Origin of the sequence: Streptomyces rapamycinicus NRRL 5491 (assembly GCF_024298965.1) — a bacterium.
In the GTDB taxonomy this organism is placed as follows: domain Bacteria; phylum Actinomycetota; class Actinomycetes; order Streptomycetales; family Streptomycetaceae; genus Streptomyces; species Streptomyces rapamycinicus.
This window is the reverse complement of sequence record NZ_CP085193.1, coordinates 9,213,600-9,235,619: the sequence shown is the minus strand read 5'-3', so window position 1 is coordinate 9,235,619 and position 22,020 is coordinate 9,213,600. Positions and strand designations below refer to the sequence as shown.

General features: G+C 72.4%; 21 protein-coding genes, 1 tRNA gene and 1 pseudogene. 15 read left to right on the top strand and 8 right to left on the bottom strand.

Features of this window, described 5'->3' with window-relative positions:
* Positions 1–123: 123 nt before the first annotated feature.
* The gene (locus tag LIV37_RS38895) at positions 124–1,104 is read left to right on the top strand and encodes an aldo/keto reductase (protein WP_020872549.1); all 981 of its coding nucleotides are present in this window, start codon (positions 124–126) and stop codon (positions 1,102–1,104) included.
* A complete protein-coding gene (locus tag LIV37_RS38890) occupies positions 1,101–3,461 on the top strand; it encodes a helix-hairpin-helix domain-containing protein (protein ID WP_121824006.1) in 2,361 nt (786 codons plus the stop codon). The genes LIV37_RS38895 and LIV37_RS38890 overlap by 4 nt, the downstream gene beginning before the upstream one ends.
* 248 nt (positions 3,462–3,709) lie before the next feature.
* On the opposite strand, the gene LIV37_RS38885 is transcribed toward LIV37_RS38890, so the two are convergent.
* The gene (locus tag LIV37_RS38885; RefSeq protein WP_121824007.1) at positions 3,710–4,408 is read right to left on the bottom strand and encodes a hypothetical protein; all 699 of its coding nucleotides are present in this window, start codon (positions 4,406–4,408) and stop codon (positions 3,710–3,712) included.
* A gap of 47 nt (positions 4,409–4,455) precedes the next feature.
* Between LIV37_RS38885 and LIV37_RS38880 the strand changes: the two genes are divergently transcribed.
* Positions 4,456–4,644, top strand: a complete 189-nt coding sequence (locus tag LIV37_RS38880; RefSeq protein WP_014059547.1) for a DUF5703 family protein — start codon at positions 4,456–4,458, stop codon at positions 4,642–4,644.
* Between the two features lie 183 nt (positions 4,645–4,827).
* Here the strand turns inward: LIV37_RS38880 and LIV37_RS38875 are convergent, their stop codons facing one another.
* Together LIV37_RS38875 and LIV37_RS38870 are read right to left on the bottom strand one after the other, a co-directional pair.
* Positions 4,828–5,736, bottom strand: a complete 909-nt coding sequence (locus LIV37_RS38875; protein ID WP_020872546.1) for a chaplin — start codon at positions 5,734–5,736, stop codon at positions 4,828–4,830.
* Between the two features lie 362 nt (positions 5,737–6,098).
* On the bottom strand, positions 6,099–7,436 hold the full coding sequence (locus LIV37_RS38870) for a M20/M25/M40 family metallo-hydrolase (RefSeq protein ID WP_020872545.1): 1,338 nt from the start codon (positions 7,434–7,436) through the stop codon (positions 6,099–6,101).
* Positions 7,437–7,680: 244 nt separating this feature from the next.
* Between LIV37_RS38870 and LIV37_RS38865 the strand changes: the two genes are divergently transcribed.
* From LIV37_RS38865 to LIV37_RS38840, 6 genes are all read left to right on the top strand, one after another.
* Positions 7,681–7,768: transfer RNA gene (locus tag LIV37_RS38865), tRNA-Leu, on the top strand.
* Between the two features lie 198 nt (positions 7,769–7,966).
* Positions 7,967–8,164 (top strand): hypothetical protein, encoded by a 198-nt coding sequence (locus tag LIV37_RS38860; protein ID WP_148717762.1) that lies wholly within the window; start codon positions 7,967–7,969, stop codon positions 8,162–8,164.
* Entirely contained in the window at positions 8,161–8,250 is a 90-nt protein-coding gene (gene kdpF / locus LIV37_RS38855) for a K(+)-transporting ATPase subunit F (protein ID WP_010351568.1), read from the top strand. Before LIV37_RS38860 ends, kdpF begins: the two co-directional genes overlap by 4 nt.
* 8 nt (positions 8,251–8,258) lie before the next feature.
* Positions 8,259–9,920 (top strand): potassium-transporting ATPase subunit KdpA, encoded by a 1,662-nt coding sequence (gene kdpA / locus LIV37_RS38850; RefSeq protein ID WP_020872543.1) that lies wholly within the window; start codon positions 8,259–8,261, stop codon positions 9,918–9,920.
* Positions 9,920–12,085: a potassium-transporting ATPase subunit KdpB gene (gene kdpB / locus LIV37_RS38845; RefSeq protein WP_020872542.1), complete on the top strand. Its 2,166-nt coding sequence runs from the start codon at positions 9,920–9,922 to the stop codon at positions 12,083–12,085. Before kdpA ends, kdpB begins: the two co-directional genes overlap by 1 nt.
* A 5-nt stretch (positions 12,086–12,090) precedes the next feature.
* Complete coding sequence (locus tag LIV37_RS38840) at positions 12,091–12,759, top strand: potassium-transporting ATPase subunit C (RefSeq protein WP_020872541.1); 669 nt, start codon at positions 12,091–12,093, stop codon at positions 12,757–12,759.
* Positions 12,760–12,885: 126 nt separating this feature from the next.
* Here LIV37_RS38840 and LIV37_RS38835 read toward each other — a convergent pair whose 3' ends face one another.
* The 4 genes from LIV37_RS38835 to LIV37_RS38815 all read right to left on the bottom strand — a co-directional run bounded on the left by LIV37_RS38835 (position 12,886) and on the right by LIV37_RS38815 (position 15,790).
* Positions 12,886–13,701: a hypothetical protein gene (locus LIV37_RS38835; protein WP_020872540.1), complete on the bottom strand. Its 816-nt coding sequence runs from the start codon at positions 13,699–13,701 to the stop codon at positions 12,886–12,888.
* Positions 13,698–14,246: a sigma-70 family RNA polymerase sigma factor gene (locus LIV37_RS38830; RefSeq protein ID WP_020872539.1), complete on the bottom strand. Its 549-nt coding sequence runs from the start codon at positions 14,244–14,246 to the stop codon at positions 13,698–13,700. The genes LIV37_RS38835 and LIV37_RS38830 overlap by 4 nt, the downstream gene beginning before the upstream one ends.
* Positions 14,243–14,401: a hypothetical protein gene (locus LIV37_RS38825; RefSeq protein ID WP_020872538.1), complete on the bottom strand. Its 159-nt coding sequence runs from the start codon at positions 14,399–14,401 to the stop codon at positions 14,243–14,245. Before LIV37_RS38825 ends, LIV37_RS38830 begins: the two co-directional genes overlap by 4 nt.
* Positions 14,402–14,950: 549 nt before the next feature.
* Complete coding sequence (locus LIV37_RS38815; protein WP_121825016.1) at positions 14,951–15,790, bottom strand: helix-turn-helix transcriptional regulator; 840 nt, start codon at positions 15,788–15,790, stop codon at positions 14,951–14,953.
* Positions 15,791–15,893: 103 nt separating this feature from the next.
* Here LIV37_RS38815 and LIV37_RS38810 point away from each other — a divergent pair, with 103 nt between their 5' ends.
* The gene (locus tag LIV37_RS38810) at positions 15,894–16,607 is read left to right on the top strand and encodes an SDR family oxidoreductase (protein WP_020872536.1); all 714 of its coding nucleotides are present in this window, start codon (positions 15,894–15,896) and stop codon (positions 16,605–16,607) included.
* Positions 16,608–16,700: 93 nt separating this feature from the next.
* On the opposite strand, the gene LIV37_RS38805 is transcribed toward LIV37_RS38810, so the two are convergent.
* Positions 16,701–17,426, bottom strand: a complete 726-nt coding sequence (locus LIV37_RS38805) for a CDP-alcohol phosphatidyltransferase family protein (RefSeq protein WP_020872535.1) — start codon at positions 17,424–17,426, stop codon at positions 16,701–16,703.
* Positions 17,427–17,544: 118 nt separating this feature from the next.
* Between LIV37_RS38805 and LIV37_RS38800 the strand changes: the two genes are divergently transcribed.
* The 5 genes and pseudogenes from LIV37_RS38800 to LIV37_RS38780 form a co-directional block, all read left to right on the top strand.
* A complete protein-coding gene (locus tag LIV37_RS38800) occupies positions 17,545–18,543 on the top strand; it encodes a zinc-dependent alcohol dehydrogenase (protein ID WP_020872534.1) in 999 nt (332 codons plus the stop codon).
* A gap of 78 nt (positions 18,544–18,621) precedes the next feature.
* Positions 18,622–19,020: a 6-pyruvoyl trahydropterin synthase family protein gene (locus LIV37_RS38795; protein ID WP_020872533.1), complete on the top strand. Its 399-nt coding sequence runs from the start codon at positions 18,622–18,624 to the stop codon at positions 19,018–19,020.
* Positions 19,017–20,123 (top strand): glycosyltransferase family 4 protein, encoded by a 1,107-nt coding sequence (locus LIV37_RS38790; protein ID WP_121824008.1) that lies wholly within the window; start codon positions 19,017–19,019, stop codon positions 20,121–20,123. Before LIV37_RS38795 ends, LIV37_RS38790 begins: the two co-directional genes overlap by 4 nt.
* Positions 20,120–20,956: a class I SAM-dependent methyltransferase gene (locus LIV37_RS38785; RefSeq protein WP_020872531.1), complete on the top strand. Its 837-nt coding sequence runs from the start codon at positions 20,120–20,122 to the stop codon at positions 20,954–20,956. The genes LIV37_RS38790 and LIV37_RS38785 overlap by 4 nt, the downstream gene beginning before the upstream one ends.
* Positions 20,953–21,789, top strand: a pseudogene (locus LIV37_RS38780) (lysylphosphatidylglycerol synthase transmembrane domain-containing protein); the annotation flags it as partial. The gene LIV37_RS38785 and the pseudogene LIV37_RS38780, both read left to right, overlap by 4 nt.
* Positions 21,790–22,020 lie beyond the last annotated feature (231 nt).

Here is a 22,020-nt window from a genome sequence, read left to right as displayed (position 1 = left end):
CACCCCTTACTGATCAGTAACGTCGCTGCTCCGGGGACTCTAGCGCGCATGGCCCTGATACGTCAGGGGCGGGTTATCCACAGGCTGCCACGTGGCGCTTTGCGGCCAGTAATCTCGACGTTCATGGAGCTAAGGCACCTCGGCCGCACGGGCCTGCGCGTCTCCCGGCTCGGGCTCGGCACGCTCACTTGGGGGCGGGACACCGACGAACACGACGCCGCGGATCAGCTCAAGGCGTTCTGGGAAGCGGGCGGGACGCTCGTCGACACCGCGGATGTGTACGCGGACGGCGGCGCCGAATACCTCCTGGGGCAGTTGCTGGAGGGGTTACTGCCCCGGCGCGATCTCCAGATCGCGACCAAGGCGGGCAGCGTTCCCGACCCCGACCGCCGCTTCGACGCCTCGCGCGGCAATCTGCTGGCCGCGCTGGACGCCTCGCTGGAGCGGCTGGGCACGGACTATGTCGACCTGTGGCAGGTGCACGCCTTCGACCCGTTCACCCCGCTCGAGGAGACCCTTCAAGCGCTCGACATCGCGGTGAGCAGCGGGCGGGCCCGCTATGTGGGGGTGTCCAACTTCAGCGGCTGGCAGCTCGCGAAGGCCGCCACCTGGCAGCTGGCCTCCTCGGGCGCGCACACCCGGCTGGCCAGCACCCAGATGGAGTATTCGCTGCTCCAGCGCGGTGTGGAGCGCGAGGTGCTGCCCGCCGCGCTCGACCTGGGCGTCGGGCTGCTGCCGTCCTCGCCGCTCGGCCGCGGTGTGCTCACCGGCAAGTACCGCCATACGACGCCCGCCGACTCGCGCGGCGCCTCCGAGCTCGCGGCGTTCGTCGAGCCGTATCTGGACGAGGAGGCGAGCCGCATCGTCGAAGCGGTCGCCATAGCCGCCGACGGCCTGGCGACCACCGCGCTCAACGTGGCCCTGGCCTGGGTCCGCGACCGCCCGGGCGTCACCGCCCCGATCGTCGGCGCGCGCAACGCCCAGCAGCTGAGGGCGGCGTTGTCGGCGGAGACCCTTAGTCTTCCGGACGAGATCTGCCAGGCGCTCGACGATGTGTCGGCGCCCGTGCACCGCTATCCCGATCAGGACTGGAGCACGCTGTGAGTACCGACCGCCTCGCCGGCGACGCCACACCCGCGCCCGAGGAGGCCGACTCGCCGGCGGGGCCGGAAAGCGCTGGGGCCCGTGCGCCGGGTGCCCCGGGCGACCCCGCTACCGGGACGGCCCCGGGCCACGCCCCGGACGACCGCAGCGAGCCCGCCGCCACGTCCGCCCCCGCGGGGGCGGACCGGAACGACGCGGGGACGGTCGCGGCCGCCGGAGCCGCGGAATCCCCCGGACGGGGCGCGGCCGACGAGGCGGGGACTCCCGGCGGGGAGGACAAGTCGCGCGAGGCCGCGGAGACCTCCGGCGGTGCGGGCAAGGGAGGGCGGTCGGCGGCGGCTGAGGCGTTGGCCGCTGCCGTGCGGGCCGTGGAGAGCGGTGAGCGGTCGGCGGCGTCGTTCTTCAACGACGCCCCGGCGGCGCGTCCGGCGGCGCCCGCCGCCCCCGCGGCCCCCCGTGAGCGGGCCCGTGCGGCGGCGCCCGCCGCCGCGCCCGCTCCCGTACGGCCGTCGGCGGCCCGTCCGGCGCGTGGACCGGGGGGCGAGATCCCCGGCAGCGGCGACGTCCGGGAGGTGCTCGTGGCGGGCGGGGCCCCCGAGACCCTGGCCGGGAAGGTCGCCGAAACGCTCGGGGAGCACGCCGCCGAGGCGCTGCGCGAGGACCCCTGGCAGCTGCTGGCCGTGCCCGGCGTACGCCCCGACCAGGCGGACGGCTTCGCCCGCTCCCTCCTCGGCCCGGCCTGCGAGCCCGGCGACGAGCGCCGTGCGCTGGCGCTCACCGGCTGGCTGCTGGAGCGCGCCGCCCTCGAGGGGCACACCGCGCTGGAGTCGTCCGCGCTGCGCGACGCGCTCGCCAAGGCGTCCGTGCCGGACCCGGACGAGGCGCTGCGCACCGCGATCGCGGAGGGCGCGGTGCTGGTCTTCCAGGACGCGCTCGACGCCCCGGCGGGCGCCCGTCCCCGGGCGGCCGAGGACGAGGACGCCGAGCAGCCGGTGCGGGTGCTGCTGGGGCTGGACCGCTATGCCCTGGCGGAGGAGAGCCTGGCCGACGGGCTCGCCCGGCTGGCGAGCACCTTCGCCCCCGTACAGGACGGCGAGGCGCCCGTGGGGGACGCCGAGTGGGAGGGCGCGGCCGCCGCCGCGCCGTCCGCCTCCGCCGCGGAGCTCATCCGTACCGTCGCGGCCCACGGCCTGGTCTCCCACAGCGGTGGTGAGGCGGCGCGCGCCGAACCGGCGGCACTGGTCGCCGCCGCCCGTGCGATGGGCCTGCGGGCCTACGCCGCCGCGCACACCGAGGACGGCAGGCGGCGGCTGGCCGCCGCACTCAGCGAGGCCCCGGGCACCGGCCCGGAGGCGGGCCCGGAGGCAGACCCGGACGAGGCCCCGGAGGCCGCCTCGGCGGCCGTCACGGTCGCCGGGCTGCTGGCCGGCGCCGAGGGCCCCGGACGCGACGAGGAGGGCGCGCTGGCGCTCGATCTGCTCGCCGTGCTGGACGCCCCGCAGCTCGATGTGGAAACGGCCGCGATGCTGGTCGAGTCGCTGCCGGACGGCGCCCGTCTGGTGCTGAGCGGGGATCCGGGGGTGCTGTGGTCGGCCGGTCCCGGCCGGGTCTTCGCGGACCTGGTGGCGGCCCGCCGCTGCCCGCAGGTCGTCTCCCGCACCCCCGACCCGGGCCCCATCGGCGAGCTGGTCTCGGGCATCGGGATCGGCGAGCTCAGCCAGGTGGAGGCGCCCGGCAAGGAGGTCGTGATCGTGCCCGTGCGGGACGCGGGCGAGGCGGTGCACCGCACCGTGCAGCTCGTCGCCGACTCGGTGCCCCGCGCGATCGGCGTCCCGCCGGAGCAGACCCAGGTGATCACCCCGGGCCACGGCGGCGCGGCCGGCACCCGCGCGCTCAACGCGGCCCTGAAGGACCGCCTCAACCCCGGCCCCGGCCGGTTCGGCGGCTTCGACCCGGGCGACCGCGTGGCGTACACCCCGGCCCCGGGCCGTACGGTGCAGGGCACCGTGGTCTCGGCGGACGCCGAGGGGCTGCGTCTGGACTGCGCCGGCACGCCGGTCGTGGTGGTGCGCGAGGAGGTCGGCGAGCTGGTGCGGCACGGCTGGGCCCTCACCGCGCACCAGGCGGCGGGGGCGCGCTGGCCCGCGGCCGTGGTGGTGCTGCCGGGCGACGCCGCAGCGGGGCTGACCCGGGCCTGGGTCTATACGGCCTTCGGCCGTGGTGAGCGCCATCTCTCGGTGGTGCACGGCGCGGATGCGGCGCTGCCGCGAGCGGTGGCGGAAATCCCCTTCAAGGACCGCACCACCCGCCTGCGCGCCCTCCTCCAGGCCCAGGTCCCACCCGCGCCCACCGGCTGACCACGGGACCGGGCCGGGCCCCCCCCCCCCCCCCCCCCCCCCACCCCGCCCCACCCCGCGACAAGCCTCCAGCACGCCCCCGGCCCCGGATCGCGCGGCCTCACGACCAAGCGATCCGGGGCCGGGGTACTACGGAGCCGAGTGACCCGGTTCCGGGCGGCCCGAAGCCACCGCCGGGCCCGAGCCGCCCGGAACCGAGCAATCCGAAGGCAAACGGCCCCGGGCCGGGCGGCCCGGAACCCCAGACCTCAGCTGCCCGGCTCCAGGACCTCCAGGTCATCCTCGTCCTCGTCCTCGTCCTCGAGCTCCTCGTCGTCCTCGAGCTCTTCGTCGAAGACCGAGCTCATGTCGAAGCGGCACACGACCATATGCGGATCCGCCTGGTCGAAGGGGGCGGAGAGCCACTCCCCCGGCTCCGGGGGCTCCTCGGCCGCCACCACCCAGAGCGTGGAGTCGCCCTCCTCCAGGCCGAACTCCTTGTGCCGGGAGGCGATCTCGTCCGGCTCGAACTCGCCGAAGACCACCCCCAGGGCGGTGTGCACGCTCTCCCCGGCGGCCGCCCCGCCGCTCTGCTTGTCGTTCCCCGTGTCGATGTCCGGATCCAGGTCGGCGATCCGCTGCGCCTGCGAGAGCAGTCGCTGCGGTTCGGCGACGACGTAGTCCCTGCGGATCAGCACGCTCAGCGCGCTCGGCTCCTCCGGCCCGGTGTAGGCGGGGAGACGGTCGTCACCGGGGATCTCGAAGGGCGTCACCTCGTCGTAGGCGTCATAGAGCAGCTCGTCGTAGACCTCGGCTGCCGCGGCCAGTTCGTTGAACGCGGCGTAGACGGCCGGATCGCCTTCCCCCGACCGACGTTCGACAGCGTCGAGGTGACGATCCAGTGCGGCTTTCACCGCTTCGGCGGCGGCACGTACCTCGGCAGCGGATGGCTGCGCAGCATCAGACATAGTGCAGACGCTATCCGTAGCAGGGCAGTTCCCGCACAATAGATGCGATGCCGGAATACGAATTCTGTGATGTGTATGTGCCGCGCGGCGTTTCCCGCAAGGCCACTACCCGCCTGCTCACCGACCATGCTGAGTACGGACACTGGGAGTTGGATCGCTTGAGACTCAACCCCGACGGCAGCCGCAGAGTGCGATTGCGGCGCCGGATCATCCGCCAGCTCAGGGCGACCTGGTAGCGGGCCCGGGACATGACCGGGCGGGCCCCGCCGACCGCGGGGGGCCCGCCCGGAGTGATGCCACCGTCACCCGGCGTATGGGATCCGGTGTGTGATGCGTGGCGTGTGAGGTGCGGTGCACGGTGAGTGGTGCGGTGCGGCCACCGTCCGGCACCGGTCAGCGCCCATCAGCGCGAGGTGTGATCAGCGCTGTGCGGCGCGGGCCCGGCGGTAGAGCACCGTGCCCGCGAGCAGCAGGCCCGCGGCGGCCGGAATGGCCAGCTCGACGGGGCCCGCGCCAGTGTGCGCGAGCTGCTCCTTGCTGCCGAGGTTCGCGGACGGGTCGAGGCCGTGGACTCCCGTGTGCTCGGCCTGGTGGCCCTGCGAGGAGTCCCCGGGCTGCTCCGAGCCACCACCGGGGTTCGAACCCCCCGGGTTGCTCGGGTTGCCGGGGTTGCCCGGGTTCCCAGGCTGGCCCGGGTTTCCGGGGTTCCCCGGGTTGCCGGGGTTGCCAGGGTTACCCGGGTTCCCAGGATTCCCGGGGTTCCCCGGATTGCCAGGGTTCCCGGGGTTCCCCGGATTGCCAGGGTTCCCGGGGTTTCCCGGGTTGCCCGGATTCCCCGGGTTGCCGGGCTCCTCCGGCTGCCCCGGGTTCTCCGGCACCGCCGGCACCGTCTCCCCGCAGTCGCCGCCGTCGCCGCTGTTCCCGAACCCGACCGCGCTGACGTTGTTCCCGCACACATTGACCGGAACGCCGATCGGGGCCTGGATGTTGTTGCCGGAACCGATGCCCGACGAGCCGCTGCTGCCGCCCTGCGCCTGCGAGCCGCCGGACTGCGAGCCGCCACCCCCGGACGAGCCGCCCGAGCCACCGCCGGACCGGTTGCCGCACTCGGCGCCGTTGAAGACACCGACGACGCTCACCGTGTTTCCGCACAGGTTCACCGGCACATGCACCGGGACCTGGATGTTGTTGCCCGAGACGACGCCCGGCGAGTACGCGGCGCCACCGTCGGCGCCCGACCCCGCCGCGTGGGCATAGCCGCCGGTCACGGCGAGAACGCCGCTGGCCGCGGCTACGGTGATCAGGCCCTTTTTCGCAACCTGTCGCATAACTGTCTGCTCCCCTAGCCTTCCGTCCCGGACGGAGCGCGCGCGGGCGATCTCGCCCGCACCCCCATCCCCGAGCGGCCCCGGAGCACGCACACTCCGAAACCGCCCGGGATCACACCCCGGTGGACCGTGACCCGATGTCACGTGATCGATGCGGTAGTTGCCGAAGGCGGGGCACAGCACCACCCCCTTGTCGGCATCGCGGCCCGGTTACGGGCCGCACACACCATGTAACGAGGAGGGAGCAATCAAGCTATCAAGCTACGACACCATTCACCCTTTTTGGTCCCTTCGGTATGTGTGATCGATTAGGCCGATCGTGTCAGCCTCTCAGCGGGCCCGACAGCCCCCTCAGTACGCCCTCAGCAGGCGTCCAGGAACCGGTCCAGCACCCGCACACCGAACTTCAGCCCGTCCACCGGCACCCGCTCGTCGACCCCGTGGAACATCCCGGCGAAGTCCAGCTCCGGCGGCAGCCGCAGCGGCGCGAAGCCGAAGCAGCGGATGCCGAGGTCGTCGAAGGACTTCGCGTCCGTACCGCCCGAGAGGCAGTACGGCACGGCGCGGGCGATCGGGTCCTCGGCCTTCAGCGCCGACTGCATGGCCTCCACCAGCGCCCCGTCGAAGGTGGTCTCCAGCGCCTTGTCCGCGTGCACGTCCTCCCGCTTGACCCGCGGGCCGAGGATGCGGTCGAGGTCGGCCAGGAACTCGTCCTCGTACCCCGGCAGGAAGCGCCCGTCCACATGCGCCGTGGCCTGCCCCGGAATGACGTTCACCTTGTAGCCGGCGCCGAGCATGGTCGGGGCGGCGGTGTTCTGGAGCGTGGCCCCGATGATCTTCGCGATGCCGCCCAGCTTGGCGAGCGTCTCGTCCATGTTCTCCGGGTCGAGCGGGGTGCCGAGCGCGTCGGACAGCTCGTCCAGGAAGGACCGTACGGTCTTGGTGACCCGCACCGGGAACTTGTGCCGCCCGAGCCGCCCGACCGCCTCGGTCAGCTCGGTGATGGCGTTGTCGTTGTTGGTCATCGAGCCGTGACCCGCGGTGCCGTCCACCGTGAGCCGCATCCAGTGCATGCCCTTCTGCGCGGTCTCGATCAGATAGAGCCGCAACTGCTCGTTGACGGTGAAGGAGAAGCCGCCGACCTCGCCGATCGCCTCCGTCACGCCCTCGAAGAGGTCGGGGTGGTTGTTGACCAGGTGCTTGGCCCCGTAGACCCCGCCCGCCTCCTCATCGGCGAGGAAGGCCAGCACGATGTCGCGCGGGGGCTTGCGGCCGCTGCGCAGCCGCTCCCGGACGACCGCGAGCGTCATCGCGTCCATGTCCTTCATGTCCACCGCGCCCCGGCCCCAGACGCAGTCGTCCACGATCTCGCCGGAGAACGGGTGGTGGGTCCAGTCCTCGGCGTTGGCCGGTACGACGTCGGTGTGGCCGTGGATCAGCAGCGCGGGACGGGACGGATCCTCCCCTTCGATCCGTGCCACGGTCGACGCCCTGCCCTTGTGCGACTCGAAGATCTTGGGCTCGAGCCCCACCTCGGCCAGCTTCTCGGCGACGTACTCGGCGGCCGCGCGCTCACCGGGGCCGGAGTGGTCGCCATAGTTACTGGTGTCGATCCGGATCAGGTCACGGCAGAGGTCGACCACCTCGTCCTCACCCTTGACCGTCCCGGTCGTCGTCGCGCCCGAAAGCGACTCACTCACGATGCCTCCTCGTCGTTGCACTGCCGCGGAACGCCCAGCCACGGACCCCGCGGCAGGGGGTCACCCGCCCATACTCCTCCGCTCGCCCGCCCAGCCCAAGGCGGCAATACCACCGTCATGCCCCCGTCACACAGCCCGCCCACTCGGCGGCCCCGCGGGCACGACCGGCCGTGATCGAGCACGTCCCGATGTTTGCTATGGTTTTCCATGTCGGAGCGGCCACGGGCCGACCGGCAGACACCTGGTCCGGGTGGCGGAATGGCAGACGCGCTAGCTTGAGGTGCTAGTGCCCTTTATCGGGCGTGGGGGTTCAAGTCCCCCCTCGGACACCACGCACACATCGACACCCGCCTCCGGCTTTCCGCCGGGCGCGGGTGTTCGTCGTTTCGGCTCCTTCTTCCCCCGGCTTCCGCGCCGCCCGTGCCGCCCCGCGGCGCCTCGCGCCACCCCTCGGCGGCAGAACGATCGGTTCCGGCCAGCCCTCGCCGCAGTGCCCGTAAGAGCCGCGTCAAAGGCGTGCTGATCGCCGTATGGGACCCGTCAACGACGGTCGGATCCGGCCATGGGGCGGGGTTTCCTTCTTGCGTTGTCCATTCGATCCGCTGTTCGCGGATCTCCCCCGACCTCTTCTCCAGGAGCTCGCGATGGCCGATGTGGCCTTCGTTATCGCCACGATCGCGGTGTTCGCGCTGGTGGCCTTTGTCGCCAAAGGGGTGACGAAGCTGTGACCGTCGAAAACGTCGTCGGCCTGATCGTGGCCGTCGCCCTGCTGGGCTATCTCGTCCTCGCCCTGATCTTCCCGGAGAGGTTCTGAGAACAAGCATGAGTCCCGTACTCTCCGGCGTGCTACAGCTGCTCGCCCTCATGGGGGCGCTCGCGCTCGCCTACGTCCCCCTCGGCAACTACATGGCCAGGGTCTACTCCTCCGACAGGCATCTGCGGGTGGAGAAGTGGATCTACAAGGGCATCGGTGCCAACCCCGACACCGAGATGCGCTGGACCGCGTATCTGCGCGGGGTGCTGGCCTTCTCGGCGGCCGGGGTGCTCTTCCTCTATCTGCTGCAGCGGCTCCAGGGCAGCCTGCCCGGTTCGCTGGGGTTCTCCTCGATCGAGCCCGCGCAGGCGTTCGACACGGCCGCGTCCTTCGTGACGAACACCAACTGGCAGTCGTACGCCGGCGAGCAGGCCATGGGCCACGTCGTGCAGACCGCCGGGCTGGCCGTGCAGAACTTCGTGTCGGCGGCGGTGGGCATCGCCGTCGCGGTGGCGCTGGTGCGCGGCTTCGCGCGCTCGCGCACCGGTGAGCTCGGGAACTTCTGGGCCGATCTGGTGCGCGGCACGGTCCGCGTCCTGGTGCCGGTGGCGGCGGTCGCCGCTGTGGTGCTGGTCGCCTGCGGGGCGATCCAGAACTTCTCCGGCATTCACGAGGTCGGCCAGTTCATGGGCGGCTCGCAGCAGTGGAACGGCGGGGCCGTGGCCTCGCAGGAGGCCATCAAGGAGCTGGGCACCAACGGTGGCGGGTACTTCAACGCCAACAGCGCCCACCCGTTCGAGAACCCGACCCCGTTCACCAACCTCTTCGAGATCTTCCTGATCCTGGTCATCCCGCTGGCGCTGACCCGCACCTTCGGCGTCATGGTCGGCTCGGTCAAGCAGGGCTACGCGATCCTGGCGACCATGGTCACCATCTGGGTCGGCTTCGTCGCCCTGCTGATGTGGACCGAGTTCGCCCACCACGGCCCGGCGCTGCAGGCCGCCGGTGGTGCGATGGAGGGCAAGGAGACCCGCTTCGGGGTGGGCGCCTCGGCGCTCTTCGGGGTGTCGACCACGCTCACCTCGACCGGGGCGGTGGACTCCTTCCACTCCTCCTTCACCGGCCTGGGCGGCGGCATCACCATGCTCGGCATGATGCTGGGCGAGATCGCGCCCGGCGGTGTGGGCTCCGGGCTCTACGGGATGCTGATCATGGCCATCATCGCGGTGTTCATCGCCGGGCTGATGGTCGGCCGTACGCCCGAGTACCTGGGCAAGAAGATCGGTTCCCGCGAGATCAAGCTGGCGGCCTGCTACATCCTGGTCACCCCGGCGCTGGTGCTGATCTTCACCGCCGCCTCCATGGCCCTGCCGACGCCGCCGGACTCGATGCGGGGCTCCGGTGCGCACGGCTTCTCCGAGGTGCTGTACGCCTTCACCTCCGCCTCGAACAACAACGGCTCGGCCTTCGCGGGCCTGAACGCGAACACCGACTGGTACAACACCACGACCGGGCTCGCGATGCTGTTCGGCCGCTTCGTGCCCATGGTCTTCGTGCTGGCGCTCGCGGGCTCGCTCGCCGGGCAGCGGCCGGTCCCGGCCACCGCGGGCACTCTGCGCACCGAGAAGCCCCTGTTCACCGGGTTGCTGGTGGGCGCGATCCTGATCATCACCGGTCTGACGTACTTCCCGGCGCTGGCGCTGGGGCCGCTGGCCGAGGGGCTGGCGTGATGACCAACCGCATAGGAAACCACGAGGACTCCATGTCCACTGCCACTCCGACCAGGGCGCCGCACAGCGGCGTTCCCACCGGGCACACCCCGGCCGAGGACCGTGTCGGCGCGGGTCTCTTCGACCCCGAGCAGCTGCTGCGGTCGCTGCCGGACGCCTTCCGCAAGCTGGATCCGCGGGTGATGGTGAAGTCGCCCGTCATGTTCGTCGTACTGGTCGGGTCCGTACTGACCACCGCGTTCTCGTGTCAGGACCCGGGCGACTGGTTCGGCTGGGCGATCAGCGCCTGGCTGTGGCTGACCGTGATCTTCGCCAATCTGGCGGAGGCGGTCGCCGAGGGCCGTGGCAAGGCGCAGGCCGACACCCTGCGCAAGGCCAAGACCGACACCGTCGCGCGACGGCTGCTGGGGGACGGCTCGGAGGAGCGGATCCCCGGTACCGGGCTGACCATCGGTGACCTGGTGGTCTGCGAGGCCGGCGATGTCATCCCCGGCGACGGCGATGTCGTGGAGGGCGTCGCCTCGGTCGACGAGTCGGCGATCACCGGCGAGTCGGCGCCGGTCATCCGGGAGTCCGGTGGCGACCGCTCGGCCGTGACCGGCGGGACGAAGGTGCTGTCCGACCGCATCGTCATCAGGATCACCACCAAGCCCGGCGAGACCTTCATCGACCGGATGATCAACCTGGTGGAGGGCGCCGCACGGCAGAAGACGCCCAACGAGATCGCGCTGAACATCCTGCTCGCCTCGCTGACCATCGCGTTCCTGCTCGCCTGCGCCACGCTGCCGCCGTTCGCGGATTACGCGGGCACGCATCTGACGATGGTGGTGCTCGTGGCGCTGCTGGTCTGTCTGATCCCGACGACGATCGGCGCCCTGCTGTCGGCGATCGGCATCGCGGGCATGGACCGGCTGGTGCAGCGCAATGTGCTGGCGATGTCGGGCCGGGCGGTCGAGGCCGCCGGTGACGTCTCCACGCTGCTGCTCGACAAGACCGGCACCATCACCCTGGGCAACCGGCGGGCGGCGGAGTTCGTGCCGGTGCCCGGCACCACCGAGGCCGAGGTGGCGGACGCCGCCCAGCTGTCCTCGCTGGCCGACGAGACCCCCGAGGGCCGGTCCGTCGTCGTCCTGGCGAAGGAGGCGTACGGGCTGCGCGAGCGCCACCAGGGCGAGTTGGTGGGGGCCGAGTGGATCGAGTTCACCGCGCAGACCCGGATGTCGGGTGTGGACGTCGGCGAGCGGAAGATCCGCAAGGGGGCGGCCGGTTCGGTCATCGCCTGGGTCCGGGAGCGGAGCGGCACGGACGCCCAGGACGCGGTCGCGGAGGCGGACGCTGACGCTGACGCTGACCGGATCGTCCACCGGATCTCCGCGGCCGGTGGCACCCCGCTGCTGGTGGCGGTGCACGACGCCGACGGGGCCCGGGTCCTGGGCGTCATCCACCTCAAGGACGTGGTCAAGGAGGGCATGCGGGAACGGTTCGACGAGCTGCGCCGCATGGGCATCAAGACCGTCATGATCACGGGTGACAATCCGCTGACGGCCAAGGCGATAGCGGAGGAGGCGGGCGTCGACGACTTCCTCGCCGAGGCCACTCCCGAGGACAAGATGGCCCTGATCAAACGGGAGCAGGCGGGCGGCAAGCTGGTCGCGATGACCGGGGACGGCACCAACGACGCCCCGGCGCTGGCGCAGGCGGACGTCGGGGTGGCGATGAACACCGGTACGTCGGCCGCCAAGGAGGCCGGCAACATGGTCGACCTCGACTCCAATCCGACCAAGCTGATCGAGATCGTGGAGATCGGCAAGCAGTTGCTGATCACCCGGGGCGCGTTGACCACCTTCTCCATCGCCAATGACGTCGCGAAGTACTTCGCGATCATCCCGGCGCTCTTCGCGGCGGTCTACCCGGGCCTGGACAAGCTGAACATCATGCGGTTGTCCTCGCCGGACTCGGCGATCCTGTCCGCGGTCATCTTCAACGCGCTGATCATCATCACACTGGTGCCGCTCGCCCTGCGGGGCGTGCGCTACCGGCCGATGAGCGCGGACCGGATGCTGCGGCGCAACCTCGGGATCTACGGTCTCGGCGGCCTGATCGCGCCCTTCGTCGGCATCAAGATCATCGACATCCTCATCTCCCTCATCCCCGGGATCGGCTGATCGCCATGAACCACTCCGTCACGAACACCGTCCGGCTGTTCGGCGCCGGGCTGCGCGCCCTGCTGATGCTGACCCTGGTCACGGGCGTCATCTACCCGCTGCTGGTCACCGGCGTCGCCCAGGGGCTGTTCCACGACAAGGCGAACGGCTCCGAGATCACGGCACACGGCGAGGTCGTCGGCTCCTCGCTGATCGGGCAGTCGTACGACCTGCCGCTGAAGAAGGGTCAGGAGACCCCGGAACCCGATCTGAAGTGGTTCCAGGGACGTCCGGCGAACGGGCTCGGCAGCAACAGTGTCAACACCCGGTACAAGCTGCTGCTGTCCGGAGCCACCAACCTCTCCGCCGACAGCGGGGACCTCCTCCAGCAGGTCCGGGACGCCAAGGCCGCGGTCGTCAGGAACAACTCGGTGCCCGGCTACACCGTCAAGCCGTCCCAGGTCCCCGCAGAGGCGGTGACGTCCTCCGGCTCCGGTCTGGACCCGGACATCTCCCCGCGGTACGCGAAGATCCAGGTCCATCGGGTCGCGGAGCGGAACGGGCTGTCCGTCGGCCAGGTGGAGACGCTGGTCAAGGACAAGACCGAGGGCCGCACGGCCGGTTTCATCGGCGAGCCGCGGGTGAACGTCCTCGAACTGAACGTCGCGCTCGAGGATCTGGTGGCCCAGCGCTGAGGTTCGCGCGCCGAGGAGTTACGCGGCCTTCCGAGGAGTTCCGCGACCGCGGCCTTGGGGAACGGGAGTCGGCGGCCGGACACATTCTCCGGCCGTCGGCTCTTCGTGCCGCTGGACGGGGAACCGCTATGCGGGGGAACCGCTGCGCGGCCGCTCCGGCAGCACGGCCCGGTCGGGCGGCCGCGCGGCGCCCGTGGTGGTCTTGGTGGCCTTGGTGGTCTTGGTGGTGGTGAGATCCTCGATGCGGTCGGCGAACCCCGGCTCCGGCAGCGGGAGGTCGATATCGGGGTCGTCGGTGAAGTCGACGGCCTCGGCGACGTAGTGGATGACCGCCCTGGTGGCGGGCGGGACCTCCTGTCCCCGCTTCAGGCCGTGCAGGATGCGGAGGGCGGCGGCCATCTCATGGTCGGTGGCGGTCCAGTCCTCCACGGTGTCGGTGACCGGCGGGATGTCGTTGCCCGCCTGCTCGTGCCACCACTCGAGCCATGCGTGCGCCTGGCCGTCCTCGCCCAGCGCCATGTGGTGGAGGTAGAGGCAGTACGCGGCGGCGGGGTCGCCCGCCCCGGCGGCGAACTGCCACCAGAACTGGGCGTGGTCCTCATGCCCGGCCAGTTGGAGCACGCATCCCAGGACCCGGGAGCCGGGCGGTTCGAGGATGCGGCGGGTGAGGAAGTCCCGCAGCTGGGTCAGGGCGTCGGGCCGGGCGATGATCGCCTCGCACAGGGTGTGCAGATCCTGCGCCATCCGCTCGTCCGCGCCCGGCGCCGCGGCTCCGGCGACCGCGGCGGTCCGCCGGTCCTGTTGCGGGGGGCGCTCCTGGGGCGGGGCGCCGCCGGGGTGGGCGTGGCGGGCGGCGAGCCGGGCCTCGGCGGCCTCGAAGTCGATGGGAGGGGTGGGATTGAGCAGGGCCCGCGCGAGGATGCGGTCAATGGGTGAGGTCATCGGTTGTCCTTGGCCAGGAGTTGTTGCAGACGGCGGCGGGCGTAGCGGGCGGTCGAGCGGACACCGGCCTCGGTGATGCCGAGGTGGGTGGCGGTCTCGGCGACGCTGTAGCCGCGGCAGTGGAGCAGGATGACCACGTCCTGCTGGCGTTCGGGGAGTTTCTTGATCGCCTGATAGAGGTTCAGGCTCTCCTCCAGGGCGGCGATCGGGTCGACCGCGTTCTTGAGGATCGCGGTCTCGAAGGTCGCGTTGTCCAGGAGGGCGGGGCCCCGGTTGCGGGCCCTGGCGAGGTCGATGACCCGGTTCTTCATGACCTTCCAGGCGTAGGCGGCCGGGTTCTCCATGGTCAGCACCTTGGGCCAACAGCGCAGGAGTTGTTCGAAGGCGGCGTCGACGGCCTCTTCGGCGTCCGCGTGGTTGCCGAGGTAGACCATGGCCCGGTCGATGTACGCCTTCCGGTGGAGTTGGTGGAAGGCACGGAAGTCCGCGGGGAGTCCGGCGGTCATCGAGGTGATCTCGCGCGAGCGCGGGAAGTCGTTGGTCACCGCTCCCCTCCCTCCTGATGGTTGCGATGCAGTTCCGATACGCCGACGCGGACTCCCATCGCGGCCGCGCGGCGCAGGAGGGCGATGGCGTCACTGCCGAATACCCGGGTGACGAGTACGGCGGTGACGACGTTCACCACGGTTTGAAGATTCACCGGACTTCGCTGTCCTTCTGTTCGTCGCACGAGGGTGGCCCCCACACGCCCCGCGAGTGCGCCGTGTTGCGCCCTCTGTTCAGATAGCGCGCGCCAACGCCGGTTCGTGCATCGGATGAGCCTAAAATCTTACGGAACGCAGCGATCCAATTACGCAAATATGAAAATCTCATCGCCAGATTCGGGGGTACGGGGGTCCGGCGGGTCTTTCCCCTCCCCGCCCCTTCCCGTAACCAAGGGCTCCGCCCCTGGACCCCAAGGAGTCGACAAGCCGACCGTCGCCACCGTGCACACCCGCACCGGCGGACCGATCGCGGTCGGCATGCCAGTACGGTCGATGATCGGGCGGATGCCCGCGCACATCCGGGTCGGCCGGCCGGGGTCCGGGGCCGAGCCCCGGGTTCACCCCCCTGGACCCCAGTGCGTCGACAAGCCAGCCGTCGGCGCGGTCAGCTCACAGGCCGGGGGCTGGGGCGGAGCCCCAGTTGTGGGAAGGGGCGGGGAGGGGAACAGCGCGCCGTAGGCGGCACGGTCCGTAGGACGACACTCCTAGCCGGTGAGCGTCTGGGTGCCCAGCACCGTGAGCAGGGCGAGGCGTTCGGCGTCCTCGGTGTCGGGCTCGGCGGTGTAGACCACGATGCGCAGATCGCTGCCCGCCACGGTGAGCACGTCGCAGTCCAGCGTCAGGGGGCCCACCCGTGGATGGTCGATGGTCTTGCGCGATGCCTCGTGGTGGCCGACGGCGCCGGAGTCCCACAGTTCGGCGAACCGCTCGCTGTTCGCGCGCAGTTCCGCGACCAGCCGCCGGAGCCGCTGGTCGGCCGGGTAGCGGGCGGCGGCCGTACGGAGGTCGGCGACCAGCGCGGCCTGGAACTCGTTCCGGGCCTCATGTGTCTGCCGGGAGCTGGTGTCCTCGCTGACGAAGTGGCGCCAGACTCCGTTGCGCTCGTTGCCGCGCCACCGGGACGGATCGCCTCTCAGGGCCACATACGGCGGATTGGCCATGAGCAGCGTCCAGGACGCGTCGCTCACGGCGACGGGCGTTCCGGTCAGCCGGTCCAGCAGTCGCTGGACGCTCGGGGTGATGTACGCGGGGACCGTCTCGGGGCCCGGTGGGGCGAGCCCGGCCAGCCGGAAGAGGTGGGCGCGCTCGGCCGCCGACAGCCGTAGCGCCCTGGCCAGGGCCTCCACGACCTGGGTCGAGGGATGGGAGGCCCGGCCCTGTTCGAGGCGGGTGACGTAGTCGACGGAGATCCCGGCGAGCAGGGCCAGCTCCTCGCGGCGCAGCCCGGCCGCCCGCCGCTGTCCGCCGGCCGGCAGCCCGGCGGCCTCCGGTGGGACCCGGTCCCGCCAGCGCCGTACCGCCTGTCCGAACTCCGTGGTCGCCATGGTCACCAGTCTGCACCTCGGGCCGGGGGCGAGCCTGGTACCCGCGGTCCCAGGAAGACGGAGCACCTGGCTGCTCCCCCGGTCCGGACGCAGCCTGGAGGGCATGACGACAACACTCATCACCGGAGCGAACAAGGGTCTCGGCTTCGAGACCGCCCGCCGTCTGATCGCCGCGGGCCACACCGTCTATCTGGGCAGCCGGGACGCCGAGCGCGGGCGTCGCGCCGCCGAGCGGCTGGGGGCGGGGGCGCGGCTGGTCGTCCTCGATGTCACCGATGACGCGTCCGTGGCCGCCGCCGCGAAGACGGTCGAGGCCGACGGCGGACTGGATGTACTGATCAACAACGCCGGTGTCGAGGCGCGGATGCCGGACGGCGGGGTGATCGGCGCCGCCGAGGTCACCGCCGACATGATGAAGGAGGTGTTCGAGACGAACGTCTTCGGCGTGGTGCGGGTGACCCATGCCTTCCTGCCGCTGCTGCGGCGGTCCGCCGCGCCGGTCGTGGTCAATGTCAGCAGCGGGCTGGCCTCACTGGACCGGGTCTCCACCCCGGGCACCCCCATGCACGCCTATCCGGGGGTCGCCTATCCGGCGTCGAAGGCCACGGTCAACATGGTCACCGTGCAGTACGCGAAGGCGTTCCCGGAGATGCGGATCAACGCCGTGGAGCCCGGCTACACCGCGACGGACCTCAACGGGCACACCGGTCACCAGACCGTCGAGCAGGGCGCCGAGATCATCGTCCGTATGGCGACGGTGGGCCCGGACGGCCCGACGGGAGGCTACTTCGACATCGAGGGCACCCTGCCCTGGTAGCGGGGTCCTCCACTGGTAGCAGGGCCCCTGTGGCGGTGGGCGGCGGGCTCGTCGGCGCCCGGCGCTCACTGTGCGCCCGGCGCGCCGCCGCGCTCACTGCGCCCGGTCGGCCCGGGTGCGCCACAGCCACCTGATGTCGCGGGCGAAGGACCAGCTGAGCAGGGTCAGGGCCAGCAGGGCGGCGCCGAAGGCCGCCGGATACGGGAGCACATCGGCGCCGACGACCAGCAGCAGGACGCCCTGGAGCGCGGCCACCGTCTTGCGGGCCGTGCTCGGGGGCAGCCGGCCGTTCAGCCAGGGCAGCACCCTTGCCGCGGCGACGAAGGCGTAGCGCATGGCGCCGATCAGCAGCACCCAGGGGCCGAGGAGGGTGGCCACATAGATGCTGAGCACCAGGATGAGGACGGCGTCGACCTCCATGTCGAACCGCGCGCCCAGGGAGGACGAGGTGCCGGTGCGGCGCGCGACCTGTCCGTCGACCGCGTCGAGGATCAGCGCGACCGCGGTGAGCGCCACCAGGGCGGTGACCGGCGTCGGGCTCTCGAAGGAGTCGGCGACCAGCGCGGTCACCCCGCCGACGAGCGTGGCCCGCGCCAGGGTGACGCGGTTGGCCGCGCCGAAGGAGGCGAGCCAGGACCGTTGCAGGGCGCGGGTGAGCACGGCCCAGGTGGCGACCGCGAAGGCCAGGCCGGTCAGCCAGCCCGCGGGCCCGAGGTCGATCGCCGTGCCGAGCAGGACGAGCAACAGCAGCTGAGCGGCCGCGCCCACCGCCGTCTCGTTCCGCAACGGCGTCGTGTTGTAGGGATTGTTCAGGGCCACCGTGCACCCTCCGGGCTGTGTGGCGGAGTGAATGGGTGCCGCGTACCGTGTTCGCGGCTTCATGGTCATCCGTACGTGGGCCACCGTCCGATTGTTCAGCCCCTCAGGAGAACGTCGTATGACGCGCACCGCCCGTGCCTTCTGGCTCCGCTCCCCCGGCCATGGCGAGATACGGGAGGTGGACCTGGCCGAACCCGGTCCCGAGGACGTGGTGGTGCGCACGCTGTGCTCCGGGGTGAGCCGCGGTACGGAGACCCTGGTCTTCCGCGGTGGCGTACCGGAGAGCCAGTACTCCGCGATGCGCGCGCCGTTCCAGGACGGCGAGTTCCCGGGGCCGGTGAAGTACGGCTATCTCAATGTGGGGCTGGTCGAGGAGGGGCCGGCGTCCCTGCGGGGGCGCACCGTCTTCAGTCTGTATCCGCATCAGACCCGCTATGTGGTCCCGGCGAGCGCGGTGACCCCGGTGCCGGAGGGCGTGCCCGCGCCGCGCGCGGTGCTGGCGGGGACGGTGGAGACCGCGGTGAACGCCGCGTGGGACGCCGCGCCGCTGCTGGGCGACCGGATCGCGGTGGTGGGGGCGGGGATGGTGGGTGCCTCCGTCGCGGCGGTGCTGTCCCGGTTCCCGGCCGTACGGGTGCAGCTGGTGGACGCCGACCCGGCGCGCGCGGAGGTCGCGCGGGCGCTCGGGGTGGACTTCGCGCTCCCCGGGGAGGCGGCGGGCGACCTCGATCTGGTGGTGCACGCCAGCGCCACCGAACAGGGGCTCGCGCGCTCGCTGGAGCTCCTCGCCCCGGAGGGCACCGTACTGGAGCTGAGCTGGTACGGGGACCGGCGGATCGGCCTGCCGCTGGGCGAGGCGTTCCACTCCCGGCGGCTGACGGTGCGCAGCAGCCAGGTGGGGACGGTGTCCCCGGCCCGGGGCGCCCGCCGCTCCTACGGCGACCGGATGGCGCTGGCGCTCGAACTGCTCGCCGACCCCGCCTTCGACGCCCTCGTCACCGGCGAATGCGGTTTCGAGGAGCTTCCCGAGGTGCTTCCGCGGCTCGCGTCGGGCGAGATTCCGGGGCTGTGCCACCGGGTTCGCTACGACGCGGAATCTGCCGTGTCATCCGTCTGAACACGGGGAACGCGACGGCCGTACTAGAGGGCGTGCCCCGGACGAGGGCCCGACGCGCCGTATCTGGAGGGTCATCCGTTGTTCAGCATCACCGTTCGCGATCACATCATGATCGCTCACAGTTTTCGCGGCGAGGTCTTCGGACCCGCGCAGCGGTTGCACGGGGCGACGTTCCTCGTGGACGCCACCTTCCGCCGTGCCGAGCTGGACGACGACAACATCGTCGTCGACATCGGCCTGGCCACCCGTGAGCTGGGGGAGGTGTGCGGCGCGCTCAGCTATCGCAACCTCGACGACGAACCCGATTTCAAGGGGATCAACACCTCCACCGAGTTCCTCGCCAAGGTGATCGCCGACCGCCTCGCCGAGCGGGTGGGCTCGGGGGCGCTGGGCGAGGGCGCCCGGGGCCTGTCCGGGATCGCCGTCACGCTGCATGAGTCGCATGTCGCCTGGGCGAGTTACGAGCGTGGCCTATGACCCGGGCCGCACCGCGCACGGTGCACTTCGTGATGCCCGGCGGCGTGGCCGATCCGGCCGCGCCGAGCGGCGGCAACGTCTACGACCGGCGGATCTGCCGGGACCTGCCCGGCTCCGGCTGGCGGGTCGAGGAGCACGCCATCGCGGGCGACTGGCCCCAGCCGGGCCCGGCCGCCCGCGCCGAGCTGGCCCGGCTCCTGACCGCGCTGGCGGACGGCACGCTGGTCCTGCTCGACGGGCTGGTGGCCTGTGCGCTCCCGTACATCGTCGTTCCGCAGGCACAGCGGCTGCGGCTGTCGGTGCTGGTGCATCTGCCGCTGAGCGACGAGACCGGGCTGGCCCCCGGCCGGGCCGAGGATCTGAAGGCGCTGGAGGGCCGGACGCTGCGCGCGGTGCGGACCGTGGTGGCCACCAGCGCCTGGGCGGCCGGGCGGCTGGTGGATCTGCACGGGCTGGTCCCGGACCGGGTCCATGTGGCGGCGCCCGGCGCCGACATCGCGCCGCTCGCCTCCTCGGGCGGCGAGGGCTCGCGGCTGCTGTGCGTGGCCTCGGTGACCCCGCGCAAGGGGCAGCTGCGGCTGGTCGAGGCGCTCGCGCGGATCGACGATCTGCCCTGGAGCTGCGACCTCGTGGGCTCCCTCGAGCAGGACCCGGAGTACGCCGCCCGGCTCCGGAAGCTGGTCGGGAAGCTGGGCGTGGCCGACCGGGTGCATCTGCTCGGCCCGAGGACCGGCGCCGAGCTGGACGCCGGCTACGCCTCCGCCGACGCGATGGTGCTCGCCTCGTACGCCGAGACCTACGGCATGGCGGTGACCGAGGCGCTGGCCCGGGGGATCCCGGTGCTGGCCACGGCCGTCGGCGGGGTTCCGGAGGCGGTCGGGCAGGCACCCGACGGCAGGGTGCCGGGCATCCTCGTCGACCCGGACGACCCCGACGCGCTCACCGCGGCGCTGCGCCGCTGGCTGGGCGACCCCGGTGCGCGGCGCCGGCTCACCGCCGCCGCGCACGAGCGGCGCACCGCGCTGGCCGGGTGGGAGAACACCACCCGCAATCTGGCCGGTGCGCTGGAACAGCTCCGACACGAACCGCGGAGGGCCGCGTGAAGACGACCGACGTACCGCGTTACACACCCGACTGGCTGGAGCTGCGGGAGGCCGCCGACGCGGCGGCCCGCTCCCCCGAACTCCTCGAGGCGCTCGGCCCCCGGCTGTCCGGCCCGCCGCTGGTGATCCACGACCTGGGCTGCGGCACCGGCTCCATGGGGCGCTGGCTGGCGCCCCGGCTGAGCGGCCCGCAGCTGTGGATCCTGCACGACCGCGACCCCGATCTGCTGGACCGGGCGGCGGTGCGGATGCCCCGGGCCGCCACCGACGGCAGCCGCATCACCGTCGCGACGGCGCGCGGCGACCTCTCCCGGCTGACCGCGAGCACGCTGGACGGCGCCTCGCTGGTGACGGCGTCCGCGCTGCTGGACGTGCTCACCCCCGAGGAGGTGGACGGGATCGCCGCGGCCTGCGCCGAGGCGGAGTGCCCGGCGCTGCTGGCGCTGTCCGTGGTGGGGCGGGTCGAGCTCACCCCGGCCGACCCGATGGACGCGGAGATCACCGAGGCGTTCAACGCCCATCAGCGGCGCGGCGGTCTGGTGGGCCCCGACGCGATGGCGGTGGCCTCCGAGGCGTTCACCCGGCACGGCGCGACGGTACGGACCCACGCCAGCCCCTGGGTGCTGGGCGCCGAGCACTCCGCGCTGACGGCCGAGTGGCTGCGGGGCTGGGTGGGCGCGGCCGTGGACCACCGGCCGGAGCTCGGCGCGCACGCCGAGGCGTATCTGCGCCGCCGGCTGGCGATGGCCGCGGCGGGCGCGCTGCGGGTGGTGGTGCACCACCACGATCTGCTGGCGCTGCCCGCGCCCCGCACACTGGGGGCGGCCGCGTGACCGGCGCGCTGCGGGCCCGGCTCGGGGCGGCCGCGGGCGTCGCCATCCTCGGGGTGGTGCTGTGGCGGCTGGGTACCGGCGCCTTCGTCGAGGGCCTGCGCACCGTCGACGGGCGCACCCTGCTGGCGGCGGTCGGCCTCGGCCTGCTCACCACGGTCTTCCAAGCCTGGCGCTGGTGTCTGGTGGCGCGTGGGCTGCGGATCCGGCTGCCGCTGGGCCCGGCCGTCGCCGACTACTACCGCGCGCTGTTCCTCAATGCCGCGCTGCCCGGCGGGGTGCTCGGCGATGTGCACCGCGCGGTGCGGCACGGGCGGGACGCGGGCGATGTCGGCCGGGGCGTGCGCGCGGTGGTGCTGGAGCGGGTCGCGGGCCAGGTGGTGCTGATCGCGGTGGGGGTGGCGATCCTGCTGGCCCACCCCTCCCTGGTCCTGGAACACACCGGCCGGCTGATCGGCGGGCCGGCCACGGCATGGGTACTGGCCACGGTGGGCGTCCTGTCGCTCCTCGCGGTGGTGGCCGTCCGGCGCCACCGCCGCGCGGCGCCGGTGGCCGGGCGGCGGCGGGGCTCGGTCCGCGGCGCACTCCTCGAGGCGCGCCGCGGGCTGCTGGCCCGGGGCAGCTGGCCGGGGGTGGTGATCTCCTCAGTGGTGGTGCTGGCCGGGCATCTGACGACGTTCGTCCTGGCCGCGCGGGTGGCGGGGTCAGACGCCCCGCTGACCGAGCTGGTGCCCCTGATGGTGCTCGCCCTGATCGCCATGGCCCTGCCGCTGAACGTCGGCGGCTGGGGCCCCCGCGAGGGCGTGACCGCCTGGGCCTTCGGCGCCGCGGGCCTGGGCGCGAGCCAGGGGCTGACCGTGGCCATGGTCTACGGGGTGCTCACCTTCGCCGCGAGCCTCCCCGGTGTCGTGGTGCTGGCCGTCCAGTGGTACGGCCGGCTGCGGGGCCGACAGGTCGAGTTCGAAGAGGGAGTCCTCGCCGAGGGTGTCGCGGCGGACCGGGGGGCGGAGCGCGTCCCGCATGACGGTCGTCCCGTCGAAGCGCAGCCCGGGGATGCCGTCGCCGAG

Excerpts from the sequence above, each read along its gene's own strand:
- LIV37_RS38840 (WP_020872541.1), top strand. The coding sequence starts at position 12,091 with ATGAACCACTCCGTCACGAACACCGTCCGGCTGTTCGGCGCCGGGCTG.
- LIV37_RS38860 (WP_148717762.1), top strand. The coding sequence starts at position 7,967 with ATGGGACCCGTCAACGACGGTCGGATCCGGCCATGGGGCGGGGTTTCC.
- LIV37_RS38880 (WP_014059547.1), top strand. The coding sequence starts at position 4,456 with ATGCCGGAATACGAATTCTGTGATGTGTATGTGCCGCGCGGCGTTTCC.
- LIV37_RS38800 (WP_020872534.1), top strand. The coding sequence starts at position 17,545 with ATGACGCGCACCGCCCGTGCCTTCTGGCTCCGCTCCCCCGGCCATGGC.
- LIV37_RS38885 (WP_121824007.1), bottom strand. The coding sequence starts at position 4,408 with ATGTCTGATGCTGCGCAGCCATCCGCTGCCGAGGTACGTGCCGCCGCC.
- LIV37_RS38810 (WP_020872536.1), top strand. The coding sequence starts at position 15,894 with ATGACGACAACACTCATCACCGGAGCGAACAAGGGTCTCGGCTTCGAG.
- LIV37_RS38895 (WP_020872549.1), top strand. The coding sequence starts at position 124 with ATGGAGCTAAGGCACCTCGGCCGCACGGGCCTGCGCGTCTCCCGGCTC.
- LIV37_RS38835 (WP_020872540.1), bottom strand. The coding sequence starts at position 13,701 with ATGACCTCACCCATTGACCGCATCCTCGCGCGGGCCCTGCTCAATCCC.
- kdpA (WP_020872543.1), top strand. The coding sequence starts at position 8,259 with ATGAGTCCCGTACTCTCCGGCGTGCTACAGCTGCTCGCCCTCATGGGG.
- LIV37_RS38875 (WP_020872546.1), bottom strand. The coding sequence starts at position 5,736 with ATGCGACAGGTTGCGAAAAAGGGCCTGATCACCGTAGCCGCGGCCAGC.
- LIV37_RS38815 (WP_121825016.1), bottom strand. The coding sequence starts at position 15,790 with ATGGCGACCACGGAGTTCGGACAGGCGGTACGGCGCTGGCGGGACCGG.
- kdpB (WP_020872542.1), top strand. The coding sequence starts at position 9,920 with ATGACCAACCGCATAGGAAACCACGAGGACTCCATGTCCACTGCCACT.
- LIV37_RS38790 (WP_121824008.1), top strand. The coding sequence starts at position 19,017 with ATGACCCGGGCCGCACCGCGCACGGTGCACTTCGTGATGCCCGGCGGC.